General features: G+C 60.0%; 24 protein-coding genes. 11 read left to right on the forward strand and 13 right to left on the reverse strand.

Features of this window, described 5'->3' with window-relative positions; genetic code table 11:
- Nucleotides 1–655 precede the first annotated feature (655 nt).
- The gene (locus tag HW554_RS14085; RefSeq protein WP_088466219.1) at nucleotides 656–1,081 is read right to left on the reverse strand and encodes a response regulator; all 426 of its coding nucleotides are present in this window, start codon (nucleotides 1,079–1,081) and stop codon (nucleotides 656–658) included.
- 4 nt (nucleotides 1,082–1,085) lie between these two features.
- Nucleotides 1,086–3,644 carry a PAS domain-containing sensor histidine kinase gene (locus HW554_RS14090; RefSeq protein ID WP_176909216.1) on the reverse strand — a complete coding sequence of 853 codons (2,559 nt, stop codon included), beginning with the start codon at nucleotides 3,642–3,644 and terminating at the stop codon, nucleotides 1,086–1,088.
- 402 nt (nucleotides 3,645–4,046) lie between these two features.
- On the opposite strand from HW554_RS14090, the gene HW554_RS14095 reads away from it, so the two are divergent.
- Together HW554_RS14095 and HW554_RS14100 are read left to right on the forward strand one after the other, a co-directional pair.
- Nucleotides 4,047–4,535 (forward strand): hypothetical protein, encoded by a 489-nt coding sequence (locus tag HW554_RS14095; protein WP_176909217.1) that lies wholly within the window; start codon nucleotides 4,047–4,049, stop codon nucleotides 4,533–4,535.
- Nucleotides 4,536–4,716: 181 nt separating this feature from the next.
- A complete protein-coding gene (locus tag HW554_RS14100; protein ID WP_176909218.1) occupies nucleotides 4,717–5,211 on the forward strand; it encodes a hypothetical protein in 495 nt (164 codons plus the stop codon).
- A 58-nt stretch (nucleotides 5,212–5,269) separates the two neighbouring features.
- Here HW554_RS14100 and HW554_RS14105 read toward each other — a convergent pair whose 3' ends face one another.
- The 3 genes from HW554_RS14105 to HW554_RS14115 form a co-directional block, all read right to left on the reverse strand.
- Nucleotides 5,270–5,617 (reverse strand): helix-turn-helix domain-containing protein, encoded by a 348-nt coding sequence (locus HW554_RS14105; protein ID WP_088465645.1) that lies wholly within the window; start codon nucleotides 5,615–5,617, stop codon nucleotides 5,270–5,272.
- Between the two features lie 53 nt (nucleotides 5,618–5,670).
- Entirely contained in the window at nucleotides 5,671–5,964 is a 294-nt protein-coding gene (locus tag HW554_RS14110; protein ID WP_176909219.1) for a type II toxin-antitoxin system HigB family toxin, read from the reverse strand.
- Nucleotides 5,965–6,100: 136 nt separating this feature from the next.
- On the reverse strand, nucleotides 6,101–7,768 hold the full coding sequence (locus tag HW554_RS14115) for a formate--tetrahydrofolate ligase (RefSeq protein WP_176909220.1): 1,668 nt from the start codon (nucleotides 7,766–7,768) through the stop codon (nucleotides 6,101–6,103).
- A gap of 164 nt (nucleotides 7,769–7,932) precedes the next feature.
- On the opposite strand from HW554_RS14115, the gene HW554_RS14120 reads away from it, so the two are divergent.
- Entirely contained in the window at nucleotides 7,933–9,048 is a 1,116-nt protein-coding gene (locus HW554_RS14120) for a PDDEXK nuclease domain-containing protein (RefSeq protein WP_176909221.1), read from the forward strand.
- Between the two features lie 115 nt (nucleotides 9,049–9,163).
- Here HW554_RS14120 and HW554_RS14125 read toward each other — a convergent pair whose 3' ends face one another.
- On the reverse strand, nucleotides 9,164–9,649 hold the full coding sequence (locus HW554_RS14125) for a DUF6756 family protein (RefSeq protein ID WP_176909222.1): 486 nt from the start codon (nucleotides 9,647–9,649) through the stop codon (nucleotides 9,164–9,166).
- Between the two features lie 164 nt (nucleotides 9,650–9,813).
- Between HW554_RS14125 and HW554_RS14130 the strand changes: the two genes are divergently transcribed.
- Nucleotides 9,814–11,052 (forward strand): alpha/beta hydrolase-fold protein, encoded by a 1,239-nt coding sequence (locus HW554_RS14130; protein ID WP_176909223.1) that lies wholly within the window; start codon nucleotides 9,814–9,816, stop codon nucleotides 11,050–11,052.
- Between the two features lie 86 nt (nucleotides 11,053–11,138).
- Here HW554_RS14130 and HW554_RS14135 read toward each other — a convergent pair whose 3' ends face one another.
- Complete coding sequence (locus HW554_RS14135) at nucleotides 11,139–11,504, reverse strand: DUF1493 family protein (RefSeq protein WP_088466030.1); 366 nt, start codon at nucleotides 11,502–11,504, stop codon at nucleotides 11,139–11,141.
- A 153-nt stretch (nucleotides 11,505–11,657) separates the two neighbouring features.
- On the opposite strand from HW554_RS14135, the gene HW554_RS14140 reads away from it, so the two are divergent.
- The 3 genes from HW554_RS14140 (at nucleotide 11,658) to HW554_RS14150 (ending at nucleotide 13,375) form a co-directional block, all read left to right on the forward strand.
- Nucleotides 11,658–12,167: a hypothetical protein gene (locus HW554_RS14140; RefSeq protein ID WP_176909224.1), complete on the forward strand. Its 510-nt coding sequence runs from the start codon at nucleotides 11,658–11,660 to the stop codon at nucleotides 12,165–12,167.
- Between the two features lie 79 nt (nucleotides 12,168–12,246).
- Nucleotides 12,247–12,732 carry a hypothetical protein gene (locus tag HW554_RS14145; protein ID WP_176909225.1) on the forward strand — a complete coding sequence of 162 codons (486 nt, stop codon included), beginning with the start codon at nucleotides 12,247–12,249 and terminating at the stop codon, nucleotides 12,730–12,732.
- 178 nt (nucleotides 12,733–12,910) lie between these two features.
- Nucleotides 12,911–13,375, forward strand: coding sequence for a hypothetical protein (locus tag HW554_RS14150; RefSeq protein WP_116942414.1), 465 nt, complete (start codon nucleotides 12,911–12,913; stop codon nucleotides 13,373–13,375).
- Between the two features lie 89 nt (nucleotides 13,376–13,464).
- Here HW554_RS14150 and HW554_RS14155 read toward each other — a convergent pair whose 3' ends face one another.
- The gene (locus HW554_RS14155; protein ID WP_176900077.1) at nucleotides 13,465–13,755 is read right to left on the reverse strand and encodes a hypothetical protein; all 291 of its coding nucleotides are present in this window, start codon (nucleotides 13,753–13,755) and stop codon (nucleotides 13,465–13,467) included.
- A 269-nt stretch (nucleotides 13,756–14,024) separates the two neighbouring features.
- Here HW554_RS14155 and HW554_RS14160 point away from each other — a divergent pair, with 269 nt between their 5' ends.
- Nucleotides 14,025–14,282, forward strand: a complete 258-nt coding sequence (locus HW554_RS14160) for an Imm32 family immunity protein (protein ID WP_176909226.1) — start codon at nucleotides 14,025–14,027, stop codon at nucleotides 14,280–14,282.
- A gap of 238 nt (nucleotides 14,283–14,520) precedes the next feature.
- Here HW554_RS14160 and HW554_RS14165 read toward each other — a convergent pair whose 3' ends face one another.
- The 3 genes from HW554_RS14165 to HW554_RS14175 form a co-directional block, all read right to left on the reverse strand.
- Nucleotides 14,521–15,582, reverse strand: a complete 1,062-nt coding sequence (locus tag HW554_RS14165; RefSeq protein ID WP_176909227.1) for an NHL repeat-containing protein — start codon at nucleotides 15,580–15,582, stop codon at nucleotides 14,521–14,523.
- Nucleotides 15,583–15,839: 257 nt separating this feature from the next.
- Nucleotides 15,840–16,562, reverse strand: a complete 723-nt coding sequence (locus tag HW554_RS14170) for an outer membrane beta-barrel protein (protein WP_176909228.1) — start codon at nucleotides 16,560–16,562, stop codon at nucleotides 15,840–15,842.
- A gap of 161 nt (nucleotides 16,563–16,723) precedes the next feature.
- On the reverse strand, nucleotides 16,724–17,383 hold the full coding sequence (locus HW554_RS14175) for a DUF3885 domain-containing protein (protein ID WP_176901569.1): 660 nt from the start codon (nucleotides 17,381–17,383) through the stop codon (nucleotides 16,724–16,726).
- A 156-nt stretch (nucleotides 17,384–17,539) separates the two neighbouring features.
- Between HW554_RS14175 and HW554_RS14180 the strand changes: the two genes are divergently transcribed.
- Entirely contained in the window at nucleotides 17,540–17,935 is a 396-nt protein-coding gene (locus HW554_RS14180; protein ID WP_176909229.1) for a hypothetical protein, read from the forward strand.
- 37 nt (nucleotides 17,936–17,972) lie between these two features.
- On the opposite strand, the gene HW554_RS14185 is transcribed toward HW554_RS14180, so the two are convergent.
- The gene (locus HW554_RS14185; protein WP_176909230.1) at nucleotides 17,973–18,320 is read right to left on the reverse strand and encodes a helix-turn-helix domain-containing protein; all 348 of its coding nucleotides are present in this window, start codon (nucleotides 18,318–18,320) and stop codon (nucleotides 17,973–17,975) included.
- A gap of 39 nt (nucleotides 18,321–18,359) precedes the next feature.
- Nucleotides 18,360–18,653, reverse strand: coding sequence for a type II toxin-antitoxin system HigB family toxin (locus HW554_RS14190; protein WP_176909231.1), 294 nt, complete (start codon nucleotides 18,651–18,653; stop codon nucleotides 18,360–18,362).
- A gap of 162 nt (nucleotides 18,654–18,815) precedes the next feature.
- Between HW554_RS14190 and HW554_RS14195 the strand changes: the two genes are divergently transcribed.
- Together HW554_RS14195 and HW554_RS14200 are read left to right on the forward strand one after the other, a co-directional pair.
- Nucleotides 18,816–19,265, forward strand: a complete 450-nt coding sequence (locus HW554_RS14195; RefSeq protein WP_176909232.1) for a hypothetical protein — start codon at nucleotides 18,816–18,818, stop codon at nucleotides 19,263–19,265.
- A 171-nt stretch (nucleotides 19,266–19,436) separates the two neighbouring features.
- Nucleotides 19,437–20,075, forward strand: a complete 639-nt coding sequence (locus HW554_RS14200; RefSeq protein WP_176909234.1) for a hypothetical protein — start codon at nucleotides 19,437–19,439, stop codon at nucleotides 20,073–20,075.
- Nucleotides 20,076–20,111: the final 36 nt, after the last annotated feature.

The following is a 20,111-nucleotide window of genomic DNA, read 5'->3' on the forward strand; positions in this document are numbered from 1 at the left end:
GCCAGCGAAGCACACAAAGGTGGGGATTTCAGCGTCTTTCTCGCTTGGCTAACCGCTCTCTAGCCGGAACGCAGTAAGTTCAGGCTTGGACCGTTTGGGTAGACTGCGTATATTCAGAAACTTAAATGAAAAAGTCGGTGTGCAACCTATAGCTTGCGTGGCCGGTCATCAAGCGGAACTCATTACCTACTTCTTCATGAACTCGAAACCTACTCGCTTTGCTGTTTGGCTGTTCGGCAGTCTGTGTTCTTTGGCAACCGTGGGCTGTACCGGCGAACAAGAGGACCCGGCACCAGAGTTGGTGGGGGTACGCTACGCTCAAACTCAATGTGCCGACCGCTGGGGCCAAGCCGCAAGCACACAACAACTCCTAGCCGCAGCCCAGGGCTACCTAGCTCAACAGAACCTCACGCTGCATCAGCCACGAGCCAGCATCAAAGACGCTGGCGCTGTTTGCACCGCCTGTACTTGTCCCACAGGCCTAGTGCTGGAGGGTACGGTGCAACCAGCCGACTTACCAGCCGTGCTCGCCTTGGGCTTTACCAAGCAGTAGCCACCTTGTCTCTCACCCGTTCCTATTGCCATTCCCCGGGCAGTACCCGCATTTGCTTGTGGCTGCGAAAATGCTCGTTTGTGTTTGACTTGTAGCCGCTGTCTAATTCACGGTGGCGGTGTGGCCGAAGTGCTCTTGCAGCACCTGGTTGATTTTGTCGCGGGTGAGAGGCTTGGTAAGGTAGCCTTGGATGGGCAACCCCTGCATCTGCTCCAGGTCGTTGGGGTTGAGGGAGGTGGTGAGCATGATGATGACCACCGTGGGGTTTTCCCGTTCGGGCCGTTGGGCGTAGACCCGCAAAAACTCGAAGCCGTTCATCAGCGGCATGTTGATATCGAGCAGGATGAGGGCCGGGCAGGCGGACGAGGTGGACAGCTCGCAGTGGGCGTGCAGCAGGTCGAGGGCTTGCTGGCCGTTGACAGCCACCAGCACTTCATCGCTGATGGCCATGCGCCGGAGCAGTTTCGAGTTCAGGTAATTGGTGGTGTTGTCGTCGTCGACGAGCAGGGCACAGGAAATAGCGGCCATGGACTTATTGGGGAACGAATTCGGGAAAGGGAGCCCCGCCGGGGTTGGCGTGGGGCAGGAAAACGAAGAAGGTGGTGCCGGCCCCGAGCTGGCTGTGCACCTCGATGCGCCCGCCGGCGTTTTCGACCATGCGCTTGACCATGTACAGGCCGATGCCGGTGCCCTCGACGTGGTCGTGAAAGCGCCGGAACATGCCGAAGAGCTGGGGCAGCTGGTGGGCAGCGAGGCCGAGGCCGTTGTCGTGCACTTCGAGCACGGTGTGGCCCGGCCGCACGTGGGCCTGCAGGTCGACGCGGGGCGGGCGGTCGGGCGAGTGGTACTTGACGGCGTTGGAAAGCAGGTTGTAGACGATGCTGCGCAGGTTCTTTTCGGAAAACTCGATGGCCGGCAAGGCCGGCACGTCCACCACCAGATTGGCCCCCGTGGCGCGCAGGAGCGTCTCCAAGTCCCCGCGCACGTCCTCGATGACGGCCGCTAGGTTGACCGGGGCGGTGGCGAGGGCATGCTCTTGCTGCAGCTTCGACACCTCGGTGAGGTGGTCGATGGTGCGCTTGAAGCGTTCCACGGCATCGAACATCCGGGTCAACGTGGGGCCTATTTCCGGGTCTTGGGCAACTTCAGGGGGCAGCTCTTCCTGCAGCAGGTAGAGCAGGCCTTCGATGTTGGAGATGGGGGCTTTGAGGTCGTGCGAGGCGGTGTAGATGAAGTTGTCCAGGTCCACGTTGGTGCGCGTGAGCTGCTGGTTGGACGCGGCCAGTTCAGCGGCCAAGGTCCGCGCCTGCTGGCCGCTTTCTTCCACCACGCGCCGGGCCTGCACCTGGTCGGTCACTTCGTGGGCAAAGACGAGCACGCCGTCGATGGTGCCCTGCGCGGTGCGGCGGGCCTGGTAGGTGAAGGTCGAGTAGACGTCCTCCAGCGGGCCGCCGGCGTGGCGGGCCAGCATCAGGGGCAGCTCCTGAGCCACATAGGTTTCGCCGGTTTCATACACCCGCTGCAGGATGACCGGGATGTCGGTGCTGCCCAGCTCGGGCAAGGCCACCAACAGGGGCTTGCCGGCCAGCTCCCGCCCGGGAAAGATGCGTTGGTAGGCCGGGTTGACGAGTTGGTACACCAACTCAGGGCCGTCGAGGATGACGATGGGCGCAGGGGCTTCCATGAAAAGGTGATGCAGCTGCTGGCGCTCGGCCTCGCGCTGTTGGCGGGCCCGCACTTGCTCGGTGACGTCGTAGGCGAAAACGGAGACGCCGGCCACCGCGCCGCCCTCCCGGTAGGCTTGGTAGGTGAAGTTGAAGTAGCGGGCGCGTGACGCCTCCCCCGGGGCGGGCCGCGGCGTGAAGGGCATCTCCTGGCCGTAGTAAGTTTCCCCGGTGCGGTACACTTGCTCTATCAGGGCCACGAAGCCCTGCTCGGCCATCTCCGGCGCGGCTTCCGCCGCATCCCGACCCACCAGTTGGCGGCCGGGAAAGAGGGCCTGGTAGGCGGGGTTGACGTACTCGAAGCGGTGGCCGGGGGCCCGCAGTAGGGCCACCAGGGCTGGGGTTTGCTCGAATACCTGGTAAAGTAGGGCCCGCTGGTCGGCCTGCTGCTGGGCAGCGGCCAGCAGGTCGGCCTGCAGGGACAGGGCTTCCTGCGTGCGCTCCTGCACGCGGGCTTCGAGCTCCTGGTTGAGCTGGTGCAGTTGCTGGCGCGCCACGACTTGCTCGGTGACGTCCAAGCCCACCGTGATGAGGCCCGTGGTCCGCCCCTGGGCGTCGTGCAGGGGCTGGTAGGTGAAGTTGTAGTAGCCCAGCGCCGGTGGCTCGGCCGGGTCGCGGGCCAGCCGCGTGGGGCGTTCCCGGAAGACCAACGGCTCGCCGGTGCGCAGCGCCTGGTCCAGCAGTTCCTCCAGCCCCTGCCCGGCCAGGTCGGGCAAGGCCTCAAACAGGGGGCGGCCGAGCGCGGGCCCGACCGGGCGGCCCCACAGCGCGCCGAGCGAGGGGTTGGCCAGCTCCACGACGAACTCGGCCCCCCGCAGGATGGCGATGGATACCGGGGCCTGCTCGAAGGCGCGGCCCAGCGCGGCCCGTTGCTCTTCGGCGTCGGCGCGAGCGGCGCGTTCGGCCGCCTGGGCGTCGCGCAGCGCGTTTTCGACGGGCGTGCGGGGCTGGTCGCCGGTGTCGGTGCAGCTGACGACGAGCAGGTCCTGGTGGCGCTGGGCGGCGAGGCGGAAGTAGTTGTCGATGCCGTCGGCCTGGTAGTACAGCTCAAAGGCACCGGGCGCGTCCGACGCGTACGTGCGGCGGTAGAAGTCGAAGACGCCCGTGCTGGCCATTTCCGGGAAGCGGGCCAGGGCCGTGGTGCCCGGCTGCTCGGGCAGGCCCGTCATGCGCTGGGCGGCGGGGTTGAGGTAGTCGAGGGCGAAGTCAACAATTTCGGGTCCGTCGGGGCCGTCAGGGCCGTCGGGGCCGTACACGGGGCGCAGCAGGTTCACGGCCGAGAGCGAGACGGCCAGCAGCGTGGACAGCAGGGCGTCGGGGAAGGCGTACGCGGACACAGCCGGAGCTAGGGGAGAGCGAAAGGCCATAGATAAACGGGGGCAAACCCGTGCGACTAGACATCGGGCAATGAAGATGCGAAGTAATACAGATTACCGGTAAATAGGTATACCAGGCCTGTGGTCGGATGGCTAACGGCCCCGCCCGTGAGGGACAAACCAACAGGTGCCAACCTTGTTATTCTGCGCTCCCCACCTTTTGTCTTCTTTTGGTTTTCCCATGCCCCCACCCACTGCCCTGGCCCCTGCAACGGAACGGGTGATTTCGGCGCAGGCGCTGCTAGCCAAGTTGCTGCAGGGCAGCGAGGAGGGGGTGAATGGGACGCACGCAGGAAACGGTGCGGAGCTCCCCCGAGCTGCCAAGCCGCGCTGAGCAACGTGGCGCTGTGCTGCTGTTCGAGGCCGCAGGCTAAGGGGCCTGCCTTTGCAACGATGAATTCAACCACTCCCCCCGAAGAACACACCATGCACGCGGAAATAACCGAATTTACCGCGGTGCAGCAGCAGCAGGGGGTGCTCGGGGCCCTGGGCTACCTGAACCACCGCACGCCGCACCGCTACACGAGCGTGTTCCGTTTCGACGGGGACATGCTGCGCAGCGAGGCGCTGTTTGAACGGAATAAGCCCGACGTGCGCCTGGGGACCGACGCGCTCCTGGCCACCACGTACTACTCACTGGTGAGCCGCACCGAGGCGCCGGTGCAGGTTCTGGACACGGCCGTCGACCCGCAGGCGTTGGGCATCGACACGCCGGTGATTTCCTACTGCGGGGCACTTATCCGCGACGGGCAGGGCAAGGCCTTCGGCACGCTGTGCCACTACGACCTGCAACGCTGCCAGGAGCGCACCACCGACCAGCCCCTGCTGGAAGCGGCGGCGCAGCTGCTCTACCAGCGGATGCACCCGGACGGGGCGAAATAAGTCCGGATGAAGCGGGCGGATCGCTACCTCGGCTGTTAGCTGCGCTGTTTGGTTAAAAAAACGGCTCCTTCAATTGAACAGAGCACGTTTAGCTTTGGACCGTTTGCGTGAACTCTGGGGAGGGGATATGTTATTTCTTGCGCTCGATATGCAAAATCAATTGCCTGAGCATCCTGTACGCATGCGCTACCTTCTGCTTATTCCGCTGGCCTCGCTGCTGTTCGGCCCCTTGCTTGCCTTCGGGCAACCCTCCCCCGTGCCTGCGTCCCCCGACAATCGGGCGTGGCTCGACAGCGTGCAACGCCTCGCGCTGCAGCAACAAGTGGCGGCCGTGCGAGCGCGGGCGTGGCGCGACACGTTGCAGGCCCCGTCTCAAACGACCCTGTGCTGGACGGGTGTTTCCGCAGCTAAGCGCAACGCCACCCCGACCCTGGCCCTAACCGGCCCCTCCAAGCTCGACGGTTGCCCCCTCCTATACGTGGTGAACGGGCAGCCTTTCCACCACAACGACCCGGCCACGACAGCAGCCCTGCAACGGGCGCTCACGCGCGGCCCCATTCGACAGGTGACGCTCCTATACGGGACCGCGGCGGCCGCGCTCTACGGTTCGCGCGGGGCCACCGGGGTCGTAGTGCTCTCGGACCGGAAGGCCAAACAACGGGAGCGTGCCCAGTAGCCAATTCACTATTTCAACCCTCCTATTTCTGAACGCGCCCTGTGCCTGATCAGGCCCGTTAAGCGGCCTCTAAAATGAAGTCGGCGGGAATGCCCAGGCGCTGGTAGAGGCGCTTGGCCAGGTCCAGGTTGATGCGGCGGCCCTGCAGCACGTCGCTCAGGCGCGAGGCCGGGATGCCCAGCAGCGCGGCCAGGTTCTTCTTGTTGAGCTTGCGCCGGTACATCTCCAGCTCCAGCCGGCCCACCAGCGTCCGGGGCTCGGGCAATTCGTAGCCCTGCCCCTTTTCGTAGGCACTGATGGCGTCGCGCAGTGCCCGCATGGGCGCCAGGTCCGCGGGTTCGTGGTCCATCCAGGCCGTGAACTGGTCCAGGGCCTGTTGGTAGTCGGCTTGGGTGCGAATGTCCATGAGTAAGAAGCGTATAAAATGGGAGAGAAGCAACGGGTGCTCAACGCGGGTGCTCAAACGGTGTCGGCGTCGATGTTGTCGTATTGCTGGTGCGTGCCCACAAAGCGGATGAACACGGTGCGGGTGGCGAAGTGCAGCCGGGCCACCAGGCGGTAGCGGTTGCCCCGGATGTTGAACACGTAGCGCCCGTCGCGGGTGTAGTCGGCCGTGTTGTAGTCGCGGATCACATCCGCGTGCCGGGCCCAGTCGCTTTCCTGTACGAAGACGTACCAGGCACTCAGCGCTTCTTTCGCATCGGGGTGCTTTTCCCAAAACTCCCGCAGCGGCTTCTGGGAAATGATGACCATACCCAAAGGTACGATGCACAGTTCTGGAATTGATAATTTCCTCCTGAAATATGTAATTACACTTTCTGGAAATTAGTTCCCCACTTAGAACGTCTCCTTTTGCTCCAGCAGTATAATCAAGTGAAGATAATCACGGTTACGACAGCCCCGTGATGACGCCGTCGTCGTCGATGTCCATGCCCTCGGAGGCGGGCACGGCCGGCAGCCCGGGCATGCGCAGCAGGGAGCCGAGAAGGGGAATGACAAAGCCGGCCCCGGTGGCCAGCTCAAATTCGCGCACCGTCACGCGGAAACCCACTGGCCGGCCGATGAGCTTTTCGTTGTCGGAAAACGACTTCTGCGTTTTGGCCATGCAGATGGGCAGGTGGGCAAACCCCAGTCGGTTGATGCGGCGAATATCGGCTTCGGCTTTGGGCGAGTAATCCACCCCGGCAGCTCCGTAAATCTCCCGGGCAATGGTCTCGATTTTGGCCTTGATGGGCTGGTCCCAGGCGTACAAGGGCCGGAAGCGGTTGGCGCCGCTCGCGATGCTGGCCAGCACGGCCTCGGCCAGCCGGGTGGCGCCGGCGCCGCCCTCGGCCCAGCTGGTGCTCACTACGGCCTGGACCCCCATATTCTGGCACAGGCGCTGCACCAGGGCCACTTCCTCGGCTGTGTCGCTTACGAAGTGGTTGATGGCCACCACGGGCTGAAATCCGAACTTTTGGGCGTTTTCCAGGTGCTTTTCGAGGTTGGCAAACCCCTGCTCACACCGGGCCAGGTCGGGGGTGTTGATTTCCACGGGCGGGGCCCCGCCGTGGTGGCGCAGGGCCCGGATGGTGGCCACCATCACCAGGGCCGCCGGTGCCAGTGCTGCGTAGCCGCACTTGATGTTTAGGAATTTTTCGGCCCCCAGGTCGGCGCCGAAGCCGGCTTCCGTCACCACGTAGTCGCCCAACGAGAGGCCCATGCGAGTGGCCAGCACCGTATTAGTGCCCTGAGCAATGTTGGCAAAGGGCCCGCCATGTACCAGGGCCGGGTTGCCTTCCAGAGTTTGCACCAGATTGGGCTGCAGGGCGTCGCGCAGCAGGATGGCCATGGCTGCCTCCGCCTTCAGCTGGCGGGCGTACACGGGCTCGTTCGTGTAGGTGAACCCGACGAGGATGTTGCCGAGCTTGGCCTTCAAATCGGCCAGGCTGGTGGCCAGGCACAGGATGGCCATCACCTCCGAGGCGGCCGTGATGTTGAAGCCGTCGCTGCGCATCACCCCATTGGCTTTGCCGCCGAGGCCGATGATGATGTCGCGCAGGCTGCGGTCATTCAGGTCAATGACCCGCTTCCAGAGCACGGCGCGCGGGTCGAGGTTGAGCGGGTGGCCCGGCGTGTGGAGGGCGTTGTCGATGAGGGACGCCAGCAGGTTGTTGGCCTTTTCCACCGCGCTGAAATCACCCGTGAAGTGCAGGTTGATGTCGACCAAGGGCCCCACCTGCGCATGTCCCCCGCCCGTGGCTCCGCCCTTGGCCCCGAACACCGGCCCCACGGAGGGCTCGCGCAGCACGGCAATGGCCCTTTTGCCCAGCTTGTTCAGCCCGTCGCTCAGGCCGATGGACATCGTCGTTTTGCCTTCGCCCGCCGGGGTGGGCGTCATGGCCGTGACCAGGATGAGTTGGGCCCGCGCCATCTTTTCCGCGTCAATCAGCGCCAGCGGCAGCTTGGCTTTGTGCTTGCCGTACAGCTCCAGGTCGTCCTCGGCAATGCCCAGCCGGGCGGCTACGCTTTTGATGGGCGCGAGGGCCACGGATTGGGCAATCGAAAGGTCAGTCATGTACAAAAAAGCAGCGGTTCGAGACTAGTAACAGGGAAGCCCTCGTTATTCTTTCGGACCGGTTAACTGAACAATAGCCAGAAGCAACTTTTCGCTTGATAATCCGCTTTTTTGTAGCTGCCGGCCATGCGGCCGACTCACTGGACAAGCGTAACTTGGTCCCGATGGAAGAACGTACGCTTTCGCTGCTAGCGGAACAGATTGGGCAGCTGCACGCGCAAACGCAGCGGGCGGCTGCCCAACAGGTAAACTATTGGTTGACGGTGCGCAACTGGCTTATCGGCTGGCACATCGCCGAGTACGAACAGGACGGCAGCGACCGGGCCGAGTACGGTGAGCGACTGCTATCGGAGCTAGCGCGGCAGCTGCATGGCGTCAAAGGGCTTGCAGAACGGCGACTTTATCAGTGCCGCGAGTTTTACCGGGCCTACCCTCTGATTTTGCAGACAGTGTCTGCGGAATTGCAACAAGCGGGTCTATTGGATGCGTCCAAGCCTTTCCCAACGGCCGTGTCGGCCCTGGCCAGCGGCCCGCACGCCCTGCCGGGCCTGGCACCGGAGTTGCTGCTGAACCGGCTGAGCTTCTCACACTTTCTGGAGTTGCTGGCCCTGGACCGGCCGGTGCAGCGGGCGTTTTATGAGGTACATGCGGTGAAAAACAGCTGGTCGGTGCGGGAGCTGAAGCGCGCCATTGAGTCGGCGTTGTACGAGCGCACGGGGCTCTCGACCGATAAAGCGGCGGTGCTGGCCGGCCACGCCGGCACGCAGCCGCTGTCGGTGACCGATGTGGTGAAAAACCCCTACGTGTTGGAATTTTTAGGGCTGGAGGAACGGGCCAGCTACAGCGAGAGCGACCTGGAGGCGGCGATTATTGCGCACCTGCAGACGTTTCTGGTGGAGTTGGGGCGGGGCTTCTGTTTTGAGGCGCGGCAAAAGCGCATCACCTTCGACAACGCGCACTACTTCATTGACCTAGTCTTTTACCACCGCATTCTGAAGTGCCACGTGCTGGTAGACCTGAAGATTGGGGCATTCAGCCACGCCGACGCGGGGCAGATGAACGTGTACCTGAACTACTACCGGGAACAGGAGATGAGCGAAGGCGACAATCCGCCGGTGGGGCTCATTCTGTGCGCCCAGAAAAATGACACCCTTGTGCGCTATGCGACCACGGGCATGGCCGAGCAACTGTTTGTGAGCAAATACCAGATGAACCTGCCATCGGAAGAAGAGTTGCAGCAGTTGGTACGAGAGGAGCAAGAACGCTTAGGCAACAGCTGACGGTAGCCGGTCAGAAGTCCAACCGGGTGCCATTACGCTTCCAGTCCATCATATCCGTCGCTTCTGAGGTTCGGACCGTTTCAGTGAACCACAAGTGTATCAGCAGGCGCCCATTTTAAAAGGTCCTATTTGCTGCCTGTAGTGCCTCCATTTTCGGAATTACGCTTTTTAAACCCACCAATACATCGTGGTCCGTTTCGCATAGTAACCACTCATACTTTTTGGAAACGAGGTAGTATTCAAAGGCATAGTGCTCCCGCAGAATCAACTGAATGGCCTGTATGCGGCCCTGAAAGAGCCAAAATTTGCTGGGGTCCCGGCCGCTTTCACAGGCCACAAACCAGACCTGTTCCTGTACGTCAATCAGTTGGTCTAGACACTCGTAGGCTTGACCGTTCTCAAAGAATAGACTGAACTGTGGTCCTTTGAAACTCTCCCACCACCAATTGAAATGGGTATTGGACGAAGTTTTGACGACGAAGGACGCCTCAATCTTGTGGAGCACCGAAGGCCAAGCATGAATACCCACGGCGTCAAACGCCTCGAAGGACAGTTGCAGTTGTTTGCCTAGTTGTAGCAGTTCATCTTTAAATCCGGGCATAAGCGACCTGTCTGGGGCTTCAAAGAAGTAAGGTAGGAAGCCAATAGAATAACGCTTGTTTCAACAAAAGCATCTCGTTTACCTTCGGACCGTTTGAGTGAACTCGGTTGGGGCGGGCGAATCGGGTGATTCTGGTAGTTTTGGCTAACCTGATGCGATAGCTTATGAAACACGCGCTCTTGAGTTGCTTCTTGTTGCTGACGACCGCAGCCGCGGCACAGTCCTCCCGCCTCGACTTGGGTCACGTCGACAGCCTGCGCTCGCAGGTGCTGCATGAGAAGCGCGGCCTGTGGGTGTACGTGCCCCCGGCCGACCCCAGCGGCGTGTTTGCCCCCAAGCGCTACCCCGTGCTCTACCTACTTGACGGGGACCTACACTTTGCGTCCGTCATGGGCCTGGTACAGCAACTAAGCGCCGTCAACGGCAACGCCTTATGCCCGGAAATGATTATCGTGGGCATTCCCCACCCGTTTCCGACCCGCACCCGGGACCTGACGCCCACGCACGCCACCAAGCGGTGGGATAACCAACCGGACCGCACCCTAGCCACCTCGGGAGGGGGCGAGCCATTTCTCGCTTTTTTAGAAAAGGAAGTCGTTCCCTACATCGACACCCAGTACCCGACCGCACCCTACAGGCTGCTGGTCGGCCACTCGCTGGGCGGCTTGGCCGTACTCAACGCCTTGGCCACAAAGCCCGCGTTATTCAACGCTTATGTGGCGCTCGAACCGAGCGTATGGTGGGACCAGCGGGTCGTGCTCCCCAAACTTGAGGCCGCGTTTCAGCAGGGCCACATCAAGGACCGCAAGCTATTCCTGGCCGTGGCCCACACACTGCCCGCCGGGCGCGACACGACGGGAATTCGGCGTGACACGAGCGCCAGCACCGAGCACCTGCGAGCCGAAATGGCGGGCGTGGACCTACTGCGCCGGCAGTCACCCGCTGCGCTGGCCTGGACGTGGAAATACTACCCGGACGAAAGCCACGGCTCGGTGCCCCTGCGGGCCACGGACGACGCCCTACGCGCCTTCTTTCGGCACGATGAAGCTCCATTGTCCACGAGCGTGGCGGACCCGACGTTTTCTGCAGACGCTCTTCGGCAGCAATACCGCACGCGCTCGCAGCAGTACGGCTACCCCGTCTTACCGCCGGAGGAATTGGTCAACTTGTACGCTTGGGGGTGCCTGCAGAAACAGCAACCCGCGAAAGCCTTCGACTTGTTTCGCCTAAATCTGGCCAACTACCCCGCCAGTTTCAACGCCCACACCAGCATGGGCGCCTATTACGAACAACAAGGCAAGCTCCGGAAAGCCCTGCCGTACTACGTCCAGGCGTTGCAGCTGCGCGACGACCCCGAAACCCGGCAAAAAGTAAAGGAACTGCAAGCTTTGAAAAGCAAGTAAACGTTAAAGCTCCTAATTTTGAACGAAGCTCGTTTATCTTCGGACCCTTTGGCTAAACTCCACTTACATAGGGTCCATGAGCATGCTTATGTAGCTGCTGGTGTCGTGGAGGAGGCCTTATGGTAATCACACCACTGCCCTTGTTGGGCTACGGCAAGTAGGTGGCGCACCGGGAAGGAAAATTTTACCAATGCGCGGCGATTGAATACGGCGCGCCACAATGTTTTGAAAATATTGGCCAAATCGGCTTCGCTCATGGCGTACCGCTCGGGGTCGTATCCGCTCATGTCGACGTCAAATTCGTTCATGAAGTCCTCCATGAAGGTGTAGGCGTCCAGCCCGTCGATTTGCAGCTCGTCGAAGATCAGCGTGTCGAGCGACACCGGGCCGTCGCCGCCCGTACGTAGCTGCACGAAGGAGAGCACGGCCTGCTCAAGGGGGGAAGGCGTCATAATGGATTCAAAGATTGGCTCCTTACTTTGAACGGAGCGCGTTTACCTTCTGACCGTTTGCGTGAACGGTCCGCCACCAAGGCAGAAAGGTTAACCCTGCCGTTGGTCCGCGCGTCCAATGGCCCTTAGGCCTTCGGGGTTCATCTTTGTTGAATGAAAGACCAGTTAGTGAAGCGGCTGACGGAGTATTACAAACTGGAGCGATTCCACGTCATCTGGATTTCGCTGTTTGGGCTTTTCCTCAACGTCAAGTACGGATGGCGGCCCTCGCTACTGTTGACCTACGGCGTCGGTTTGATAGTGCTGGTGCTAGCGCAAGGCACCTATTACTGGCGCCGGAAGCTGGCCACTGTGCAAGGCGAAGGCCACTGCCCCGAACGCGTCTTGCGGCAATTCCACCGCTATCAGTGGGTAAACGTGGGCGTTATCGCGGCTTACCCGGTGCTGGTACTGCTGCTAAAGAATGAGTTTGAGGACACCTGGGTCGCGCAAACGCACACCGGCTGGGCGCTGTTCGCCTACGCTTTTGGCGTGGCAGAACACGTGAACTACTACCATGTGCAGCTGATGTATGACAACCGCAACGATTGGCGGTTTCTGCGGGTGTACCGAAGGTTGAAAGTTGCTGCCCTTCGGAAGGATTTCAAGACGAATACCTTTTAACCGCTCCTTAAACTGAATTGCCGCGTTCAAGGCACGACCCTTTTCTTAAACTTCAGGGGTGCCCCATCGAATACCCACTATGACTCACGTCTCCAATTCGTCGCAGCAACCGGTTTCCTTGGAAGTGGTCAATGAGGCCATTGTGGCCGCCTACGGGTCAGCTACGGAACCCCATTACGGGTTTTCGCTTCGAGCATTCAATCGACGGCCCTATCAAGCCATTGTAGACGAATTGAGCCGAGACTTTATCTTGGAGGACTTAACCGACCTGAATTACGAAGTCGCATTTTCCTATGAGGTACGGGGACAGGAACAGCATAATTTGCGGCTATCTCTGGTGGGGAAGTTTTGTGTGCTGTATCGGTCCTTCTCCGAGATAGAAACGTCAGCGAAGCAACTCGACACAGAGGAAGCAAAGGCCATTCTGCAACTGGTGGAACGCCACGGGCTTACGCGCTTGGACCCGGCCATGCTTCAGCAGCGCACTTGCTTGGAGCATAGACAAGGACGTACCGCAGTCCTAATGACGGTCTGGGAGGCCCTGTTTGATTATAGTGAGCTATGAGCCAAGATAATGGTACACAAACGCTCCTTCAACTGAACAGAGCTCGTTCAAGGCACGACCGTTTTCGTGAACACGCTGCTGCTGCATTTGACGCTTCATGCGATTGGGCAAGGAGCCCCCTACCTTGCGCGTCCCTGCCGGAGCCGGTTGTCGGTCGGCGTTTACTTTTCCCCTGCCCATGCGCTCTTGGTTGCTGCTGCCGCTCTTTTTCCTTACATCCGGTACGCCCCGCTCGCCCCGCATCGTGCTGCCGGGGTATTTTACCTGCCGCGGGGCCCTCATGCTGGAAAGCGGCAACGGGCTCTCATGCTACGCCAAGACCCAGGCCGCGTGCCAAAACGGCCAACTCGTCTTGGCGTTTGAACGGCGCCTTTCCCCCCGCACGGCCCGGGCTCGGTTTGAAATCGCGGACACGGTGCACCTGCGCGTGGCCGCGCCCCGGCGTCAAGTAGACATCACGTACTGCTCGGCGGCCACAGGCAAGCCCCGCCAGTACTTCGTGCTGTACAAACGGGTGCCTGCCGCTGAGAAACGTTACCTGCCCTATCCGCTGCGCGCCTGGGGAGTCAGCGCACAGGGACACTTGGTGGAGGTGCCGGTCAAATCCCTTCGCTGCCTCAACAACGATTACGGAGCGTATTAATCCCTCCTTTTTTCAAACAGAGCGCGTTTAGCTTCGGACCCTTTGCGTGAACTCTCCTTGTAAGCGGAAAGACATGCTAAGCGAACTGCTTATTTGTCTTGATACGCCACGGATTCGTAGTGGTACTCCACAAAGTTGTTCATCTGCTGTCCCTTTGGGTTGTCCCGTAACACGGCGAATACAATCGTTTTATTGACGGGATTGACAATAATCACGTCCCCATCCACCTCGTTGTCGGAGCCCTTTGCCGCGTTGCAGATGTACATGGTGATGCCCATGCCGGACAGGTCAGGCCGGGTTTGGTCAATGCGGTAGGATTTACCGTGGCCGCTTTTCAGAAAGAGCGTGGCAATCACCTTCTGCTCTTCCAAGACGGTCAAGAACGCCTCGGTCAAAGGGCTGCTGGATTCTTGTTTCCCGTCTTTTACGGTCCGTTGGTTGGTTAACGTGTAGGTCTGCGGCGACTGGGCGGAGCAAGGCCCGGCGTAAGCGCAACAGGTAACCAGCACCAATAGCCACCGGAAACGCAGGAGAAGAAGAACAGGCGACATGTCGGTGGAGAGTAGTGTCGAAAGATAGGCTCCTTATTCTGAATTGCCCTGTTTACCTTCCGACCGTTTGCCTATACTTACCTTTTTCACGCGCTGCGATGCAAATCACCCTTGAGGTCCCGGAGTATTCCCCCAAAACCGGCATTCTCTTGCACTGGGTCGGGGACTTCGAAATCACCGTCGTCCTCGAAGCTGGGGCTGTCAGCATCCGCGCCAACCAAGCCGGCTTGGTTTCCCTGGCCGGCCATTTACTGAACCTGGCCCAAGAGGCCACGACGGCCGGCTGCCACGCGCATTTGGACGAGCACAATTCGCTGCAGGAAGGGTCGCTCGAATTAATTTTAGTCCGGGAGTAAACGGCACCGTGCCGGAGCAGCGGAAACGCTCGATTCAGTGAAAGGCCGCGTTTATCTTCCGACCCTTTTGCTAAACAGAAGATTATCGCCGAGTACGTTTGCCCGGTTAAAGAAGTCCGCCGGTGCGCGGTGGACAGGCACGTGGACGGGCTGCGTTTTGGAGGATCGGATGGAAAGCACATGAGCGGACCCGCGAGTCCACGCGTGTATTGGGCCGGAGCGCTTAGCGCAGTTCCGGTTACGGGGTGGCAATTTTGCGGATGCGATGGTCTTGCCCGTCGGCGACGTAAACGCATCCTTGCGCGTCGACGGCCAAGCCGGCGGGTCGTTGAAATTGGGCCGCGGCGGCCAGCCCGTCCGCGTAGCCCCGGACGCCGCTGCCGGCCAGGGTGCTCACCGCCCCGCCGGCCGTGATTTGGCGGACGCGGGCGCTGCCATCGGTGAGGAAGACCGTGCCGTGCCCGTCCACCGCGACCGCTTCGGGCAAAGCCAACTGCGCGGCGGCGCCCACCCCGTCCGCGGTGCCGGTGGTGCCGCTGCCGGCGACGGTACTGACCGTACCCGCGGGCGCCACCTTGCGGAGGCGGTGCGTGCCGTAGTCGGCCACGTACACGGCCCCGGCCCCGTCCACGGCGACGCCGCCGGGCCAGAAGAATTGGGCGGTAGCGCCCGGTCCGTCCGCAAAGCCATTTTTTCCATTGCCGGCCAGGGTGCTGACGACGCCCCCGCTGATTTTGCGAATCCGGTGGTTTTCCGTGTCCGCCACGTAGACATTGTGCTGGGCATCGACGGCCACGCCGTAGGGGCTGGAAAAGCGCGCGGCGGCGGCGGGGCCGTCGGCGAACCCGTGGAGGCCCCCCAGCGCGGGGTGGACCGTTCCGGCCAGCGTCGTGACCACGCCGGCTTTCACTTGGCGGATGCAGTGGTTGCCGGTGTCCGCCACGTAAAGCGTTCCGTCGGCGTCCACGGCCACGCCGCGCGGGCCGTTGAATGCGGCCGTGGCCGCGGGCCCGTCCACCAGGGCCGCGCCCCCGCTGCCGGCGACGGTGGTCGCAAAGCCGTCCGGGGTGATTTTGCGGATGCGCCGATTTTCCGTGTCCGCGACGTATAGGTTGCCCTGCGCGTCAACCGCGACGCCGAGGGGGCGGTTAAATAAGGCGGTCGTCGGGGGCCCTTCGGCAAACCCGGCCTTGCTTTGACCGGCGACGGTGCTGACCACGATGCCAGGCGAAGGGGCACTGGAGTGACAGGCAGGAAGACCAAGCGATAAGCAGAGCAAATAGCGGTGTTTTTTTAGCATACGGCAGATGGTCGGGCACTTCTAAGATGGTGCACGAAGCACGGGAAGAGCGCCGAAGATAGCGCCAGAACGGCAAGAAAAGCGACCGGACCGCAGCAGCGGCTCAGCGAAAGCCCACTTTAATTTTAAGGGTGACTGACTACGGCCACTTGCTAACGCTCCTTCAACTGAATGCCCGGGTTTACCTTGCCACCGTTTTCCTGGATGCTGCGCCTGAGCTTATGCTATGAAAAAGGGATGGGGTTATGGGGTTCTCGTTATAGACGATAGGTCAGCCCCAGCCAGAATGCTTGCAAATAAGCCTCACCAACCACACCTGCCTGATTTTTCCGATAGTTGGTTAATCCGTGCGAATAGCCCAGCGCCAGCCCGATGTGCTTGTAGTACGTCGTCAAATTTACGCGAGCCCGCACATCCAGGTCGGGATGGCCATGGTTGAGGCTGGTAGAATAGGTGCTGAAGTCGGATTTCGCCTTCCCTTCTTCGTGGCTGCGAAGCAGAAAGCTTACTTCCGGACCGGCGGTCAGGTCTACCTGCGTGTTTTTGACGGCAAAACGGTGGCCAAAGAATGGATGCGTAGTAATGCCGTGGTTAACTAAAGAAGTATATCCGGTGGAGCTAGTGCCGAAATCGTGCTGGTCGAAGACATTATGAATCCGAGTTCGACTGCTGAGCACTTCGTAGCCGGTTTGCAGCCCCCATACGCTGCCTTTGGCCGTAACCCGCTGCACCTGCGCCGCCAGCCCGTAGGATAATCCCAACGTGGTGCCATACGGGTTCTCCGTATAAGGTTCTTCCCGGTCGGAAATAAGGAATTCATCAAGCGGGTCCGGCACCACAATCACGGAACCGTCCCCAGCGGCACCACTGCCCCGATAAGCCGCGAATCCCGAGGTAAGGTGAAGAGAATATTCGGTGCTCTGCCCGTAGCCAGGGCAAGCAGTTAAAAGGCTGAATACAAGAAGGGTAAAAAGCTTCATAACGTTAAAACGGGGGTTAGGTGGAGCCAGAATTCTGGCTCTACTCACTTGAGTGGTTTGGGGAGGCAATAGTTGCGTCGTTGATGAAATAGAAACATCTCCTTTCACCAAACGAAGCGCGTTTATCTTGCCACCGTTTTCCTAAACACCTTCTTTGTTCGTTAGGACAGCCTTTCCTGGTCTGATTTGAACATCAGGTCCATGCGCGACCGGTCGTAGTCCAAGAGCCAGGTGTTGAACTGTTCGTACAGCGGGCGTAATGTCTGCCGGTCCCCGGCAATAAGGTCTAACCCGCGGTCGTCGTACATGTGAAAAATAAGGGCGCGGTCTAGGTTCAGGAAATAGAGCTCGGGCGCCTGCCACAGGCCCCGCCCCGAAAAGCGTGGCGCCCGGGGCGGAAAATCGGCATGGGCAATGGCGGTCAATACCTGTTGGTGGGCGATCCGGTGCGCCGGCAGTCGAATAAACTCCTGGTTCCATACGCGGGACGGGTCGTAGAAACCGCCCGTTTTGGTGTAGGTCAGCTCGCCCTTTACTAAGCCGCGTATCTGCCGGTGGACGAAGTTGCCAAAGCGGATTTTGCGGCGCCGGTACTTGTAGTCCCGTATGAGCAGCAACACCCGGTCGTCGGGCGCAAACGCCGCTTCAAAAAGAGTAGTGGCCCGCCCGATAACGTGGCGGAAGTACTCGTCCGTGTTCGTTTCGCCCACCTGCAGGTCTACACGCAGTCCATAGGTGCCCTGGTAGAAAACGGGCTTTTGCAGCGCCAAGCCGGAGAAGTGGGCGGTCATAAACTGCCGGTATTCTTGTGGAGCGGTCATGGGAAATAGCGTGGGACAGCCAGCAGGAATAAAGGAGCGAAGTACGCTTATTTGCTCCTTTTTCGATTCGACCGTTTTCTTGAACGCTCGTTTATCCTTCGGACTATCCTCCTAATAGGGTTCTTATTTTATCGCGTTACAGCCTTACCCGCGCTCATGCTGCCTATTTCACAAGATGTCCTGCGCGGTTTAATGGCCAAGGGGGATTCTACTAATCCGGAACTACTCGCGCTCCTTCAAGAGCTAGCCCCTTCGGCTACCCAGGATTGGGTTGTGCCCCGTTACCATTTATACGAGGTCTATAAGAACCGTCTGGGACTGAATTGGGACCCCTCCCCTCAAGACATCATCGCGCTAGACATCACCGAGGAATATTACGAGGGAATGATACAAACAGTAAAAGCCATGGCGGCTAGCTCGCTGGCCAACATCCGTTTTATCGAAATCGAATGCCTGAAGGGCGAATGCGCGCTATTTGTAGAGGAAAATCTGAAGGAGGTACTTGGCATCATCTACTTCCCGCACAAGTTTGTGGAGGATAAGCATCATTAAACGCTCGTTTTGGTGAACAGGTGCTTGGCCAGGACCGCTACGCGGCTTCTAAAATGAAGTCGGCGGGAATACCCAGGCGCTTGTAGAGGCGCTTGGCCAGGTCTAGGTTGATGCGTCGGCCCTGCAATACGTCGCTCAGGCGCGAGGCTGGGATGCCCAGCAACGCGGCCAGGTTTTTCTTGTTGAGCTTGCGCCGGTACATCTCCAGTTCCAAGCGCCCCACCAGGGTCTGGGGGGCGGGCAGTTCGTAGCCCTGGCCCTTCTCGTAGGCGCTGATGGCGTCGCGCAGCGCGCGCATGGGCGTCAGGTCGGCGGGTTCGTGGTCCATCCAGGCCGTGAACTGGTCCAGGGCCTGCTGGTAATCGGCGGGGGTGCGAATGTCCATGGGAATCGGCTGCTAAAAGGTGAGCGAGTGTAGGGCTGGTTAAATGGTGTCGGCGTTGATGCGGTCGTACTGCTGGTGCGTGCCGACAAAGCGGATGAACACGGTGCGGATGGCGAAGTGCACCCGGGCCACCAAGCGGTAGCGGTTGCCCCGGATGTTGAACACGTAGCGCCCGTCGCGGGTGTAGTCGGCCGTGTTGTAGTCGCGGATCACATCCGCGTGCCGGGCCCAGTCGCTTTCCTGTACGAAGACGTACCAGGCACTCAGCGCTTCTTTCGCATCGGGGTGCTTTTCCCAAAACTCCCGCAGCGGCTTCTGGGAAATGACGACCATGCCCCAAAGATACCGCGCTGAATTCTATAATTGATAATTCTCTCCTATAATCTGTAAGTGCAAATGTGGCAACTAAGTTCACCCCTATCCACTTTTGCGGTTCCGACCGTTTTCTTGAACGAGTGGACGCTGTCTGCTAACATTGTTTCATGCCACAATCAAATGAAAAAACATCTACTCTGGTGGTTTGTGCTGCTGCTGGCTTTCCCCATGTGTCAAACACCTGGCAGCGAGGAAGTGTCGATGAATAATTATGAGAGTGGCGACATTCCGAAGCTGCGACAAGCAGCCTACGATGGCAATGTGGAGGCCTATCAACAATTGCGGATTATCGCCTTGGATTTCTCCCCCGGCACCGAATTCCTCTACGACGCGCTGATGATGGCCAACAAAAACGATTACCCGCCGGCGTACCTGGACGTGTACCAGGACCTGTACAGCGAGTGTGAAATACACGGCGCCCGCAGCTTTCACGACCTGGACAAGGAAACGCAAGCCTTGCTGCGGCATTATCTCACGAAAGCAGCCGCGAAAGGAATGCACGAAGCGGATACCATTCTGCTGGAAATAAAAAAGGGACCTCCCGTTCAACCCGCAGAGAGCGATATGTAACCGGATGTTCACATAGCTGGTCCGTCGGGAGAACATACTTCAATTCCTCGTTTTGGCGAATCCGACCGTTTGGGTAAACTTCTAGGAGTAAGTACTACCGCTTAGCCAGTACTTTGGCCATAATAAAGCTTCCTCTTTTCTTTCTCCTATTCCGTGCGCCCTCCATTCGGTTTGTTCCTTCTGCTGCTTTTTATCGGTAACTCCGATGCGCTAGCGTATGCTGGCAAGCCAGCACGCACGTGGTGGCTTTCTGCACCTGACACATTGGAGTTGTCCCCGTCTTATTGGCGTAACGCGTCGGCCTTGGTCGAACAGGCTGTTCGGGAAGAGGGCTGGCTGAATTTTAAGTACGCCGACACCGGAGGGTTTAACTCGCTGAAGCAGTACCGCCGACAGGGCAGCTGCCGCATTGTTCCGGTAGCGTACTTGTCAGCCGGACCGTTTCAACGCTATCAACCGGGCGAGGACCTAGGACAGTACTGGCGCTGGGACACGCTGCACTTCCAAGCCGTGGCCTATCAGCGCCACCGGCCCGTTGGGCTCTTGCTCTTCCAAACGTCTGCTGACACGTCTAGCGTCTACTTCTCGTGCGCCGACGTACCCGGCCCCGGTATCGCTAAGTATAAGCAGGGCCTATTTCGCTTGTACGTAACGGCCTCTTTGGGGGCGTACTGCATTCGGTCCAATGGGCGCGTGTGGGTGCTGAATCCACGAACTGGTGGGCTACAGACGGTGGACGCATGGATGCAGCAACAAGGCGGGGTGGTGGCTATCAAGCAAAAGGTGGCCTATTACTATTCAGATAACTAACCCCTCCTTCAACTGAACGGAGCCCGTTTACCTTGG

The sequence above is a fragment of the Hymenobacter lapidiphilus genome, from assembly GCF_013377885.1.
In the GTDB taxonomy this organism is placed as follows: domain Bacteria; phylum Bacteroidota; class Bacteroidia; order Cytophagales; family Hymenobacteraceae; genus Hymenobacter; species Hymenobacter lapidiphilus.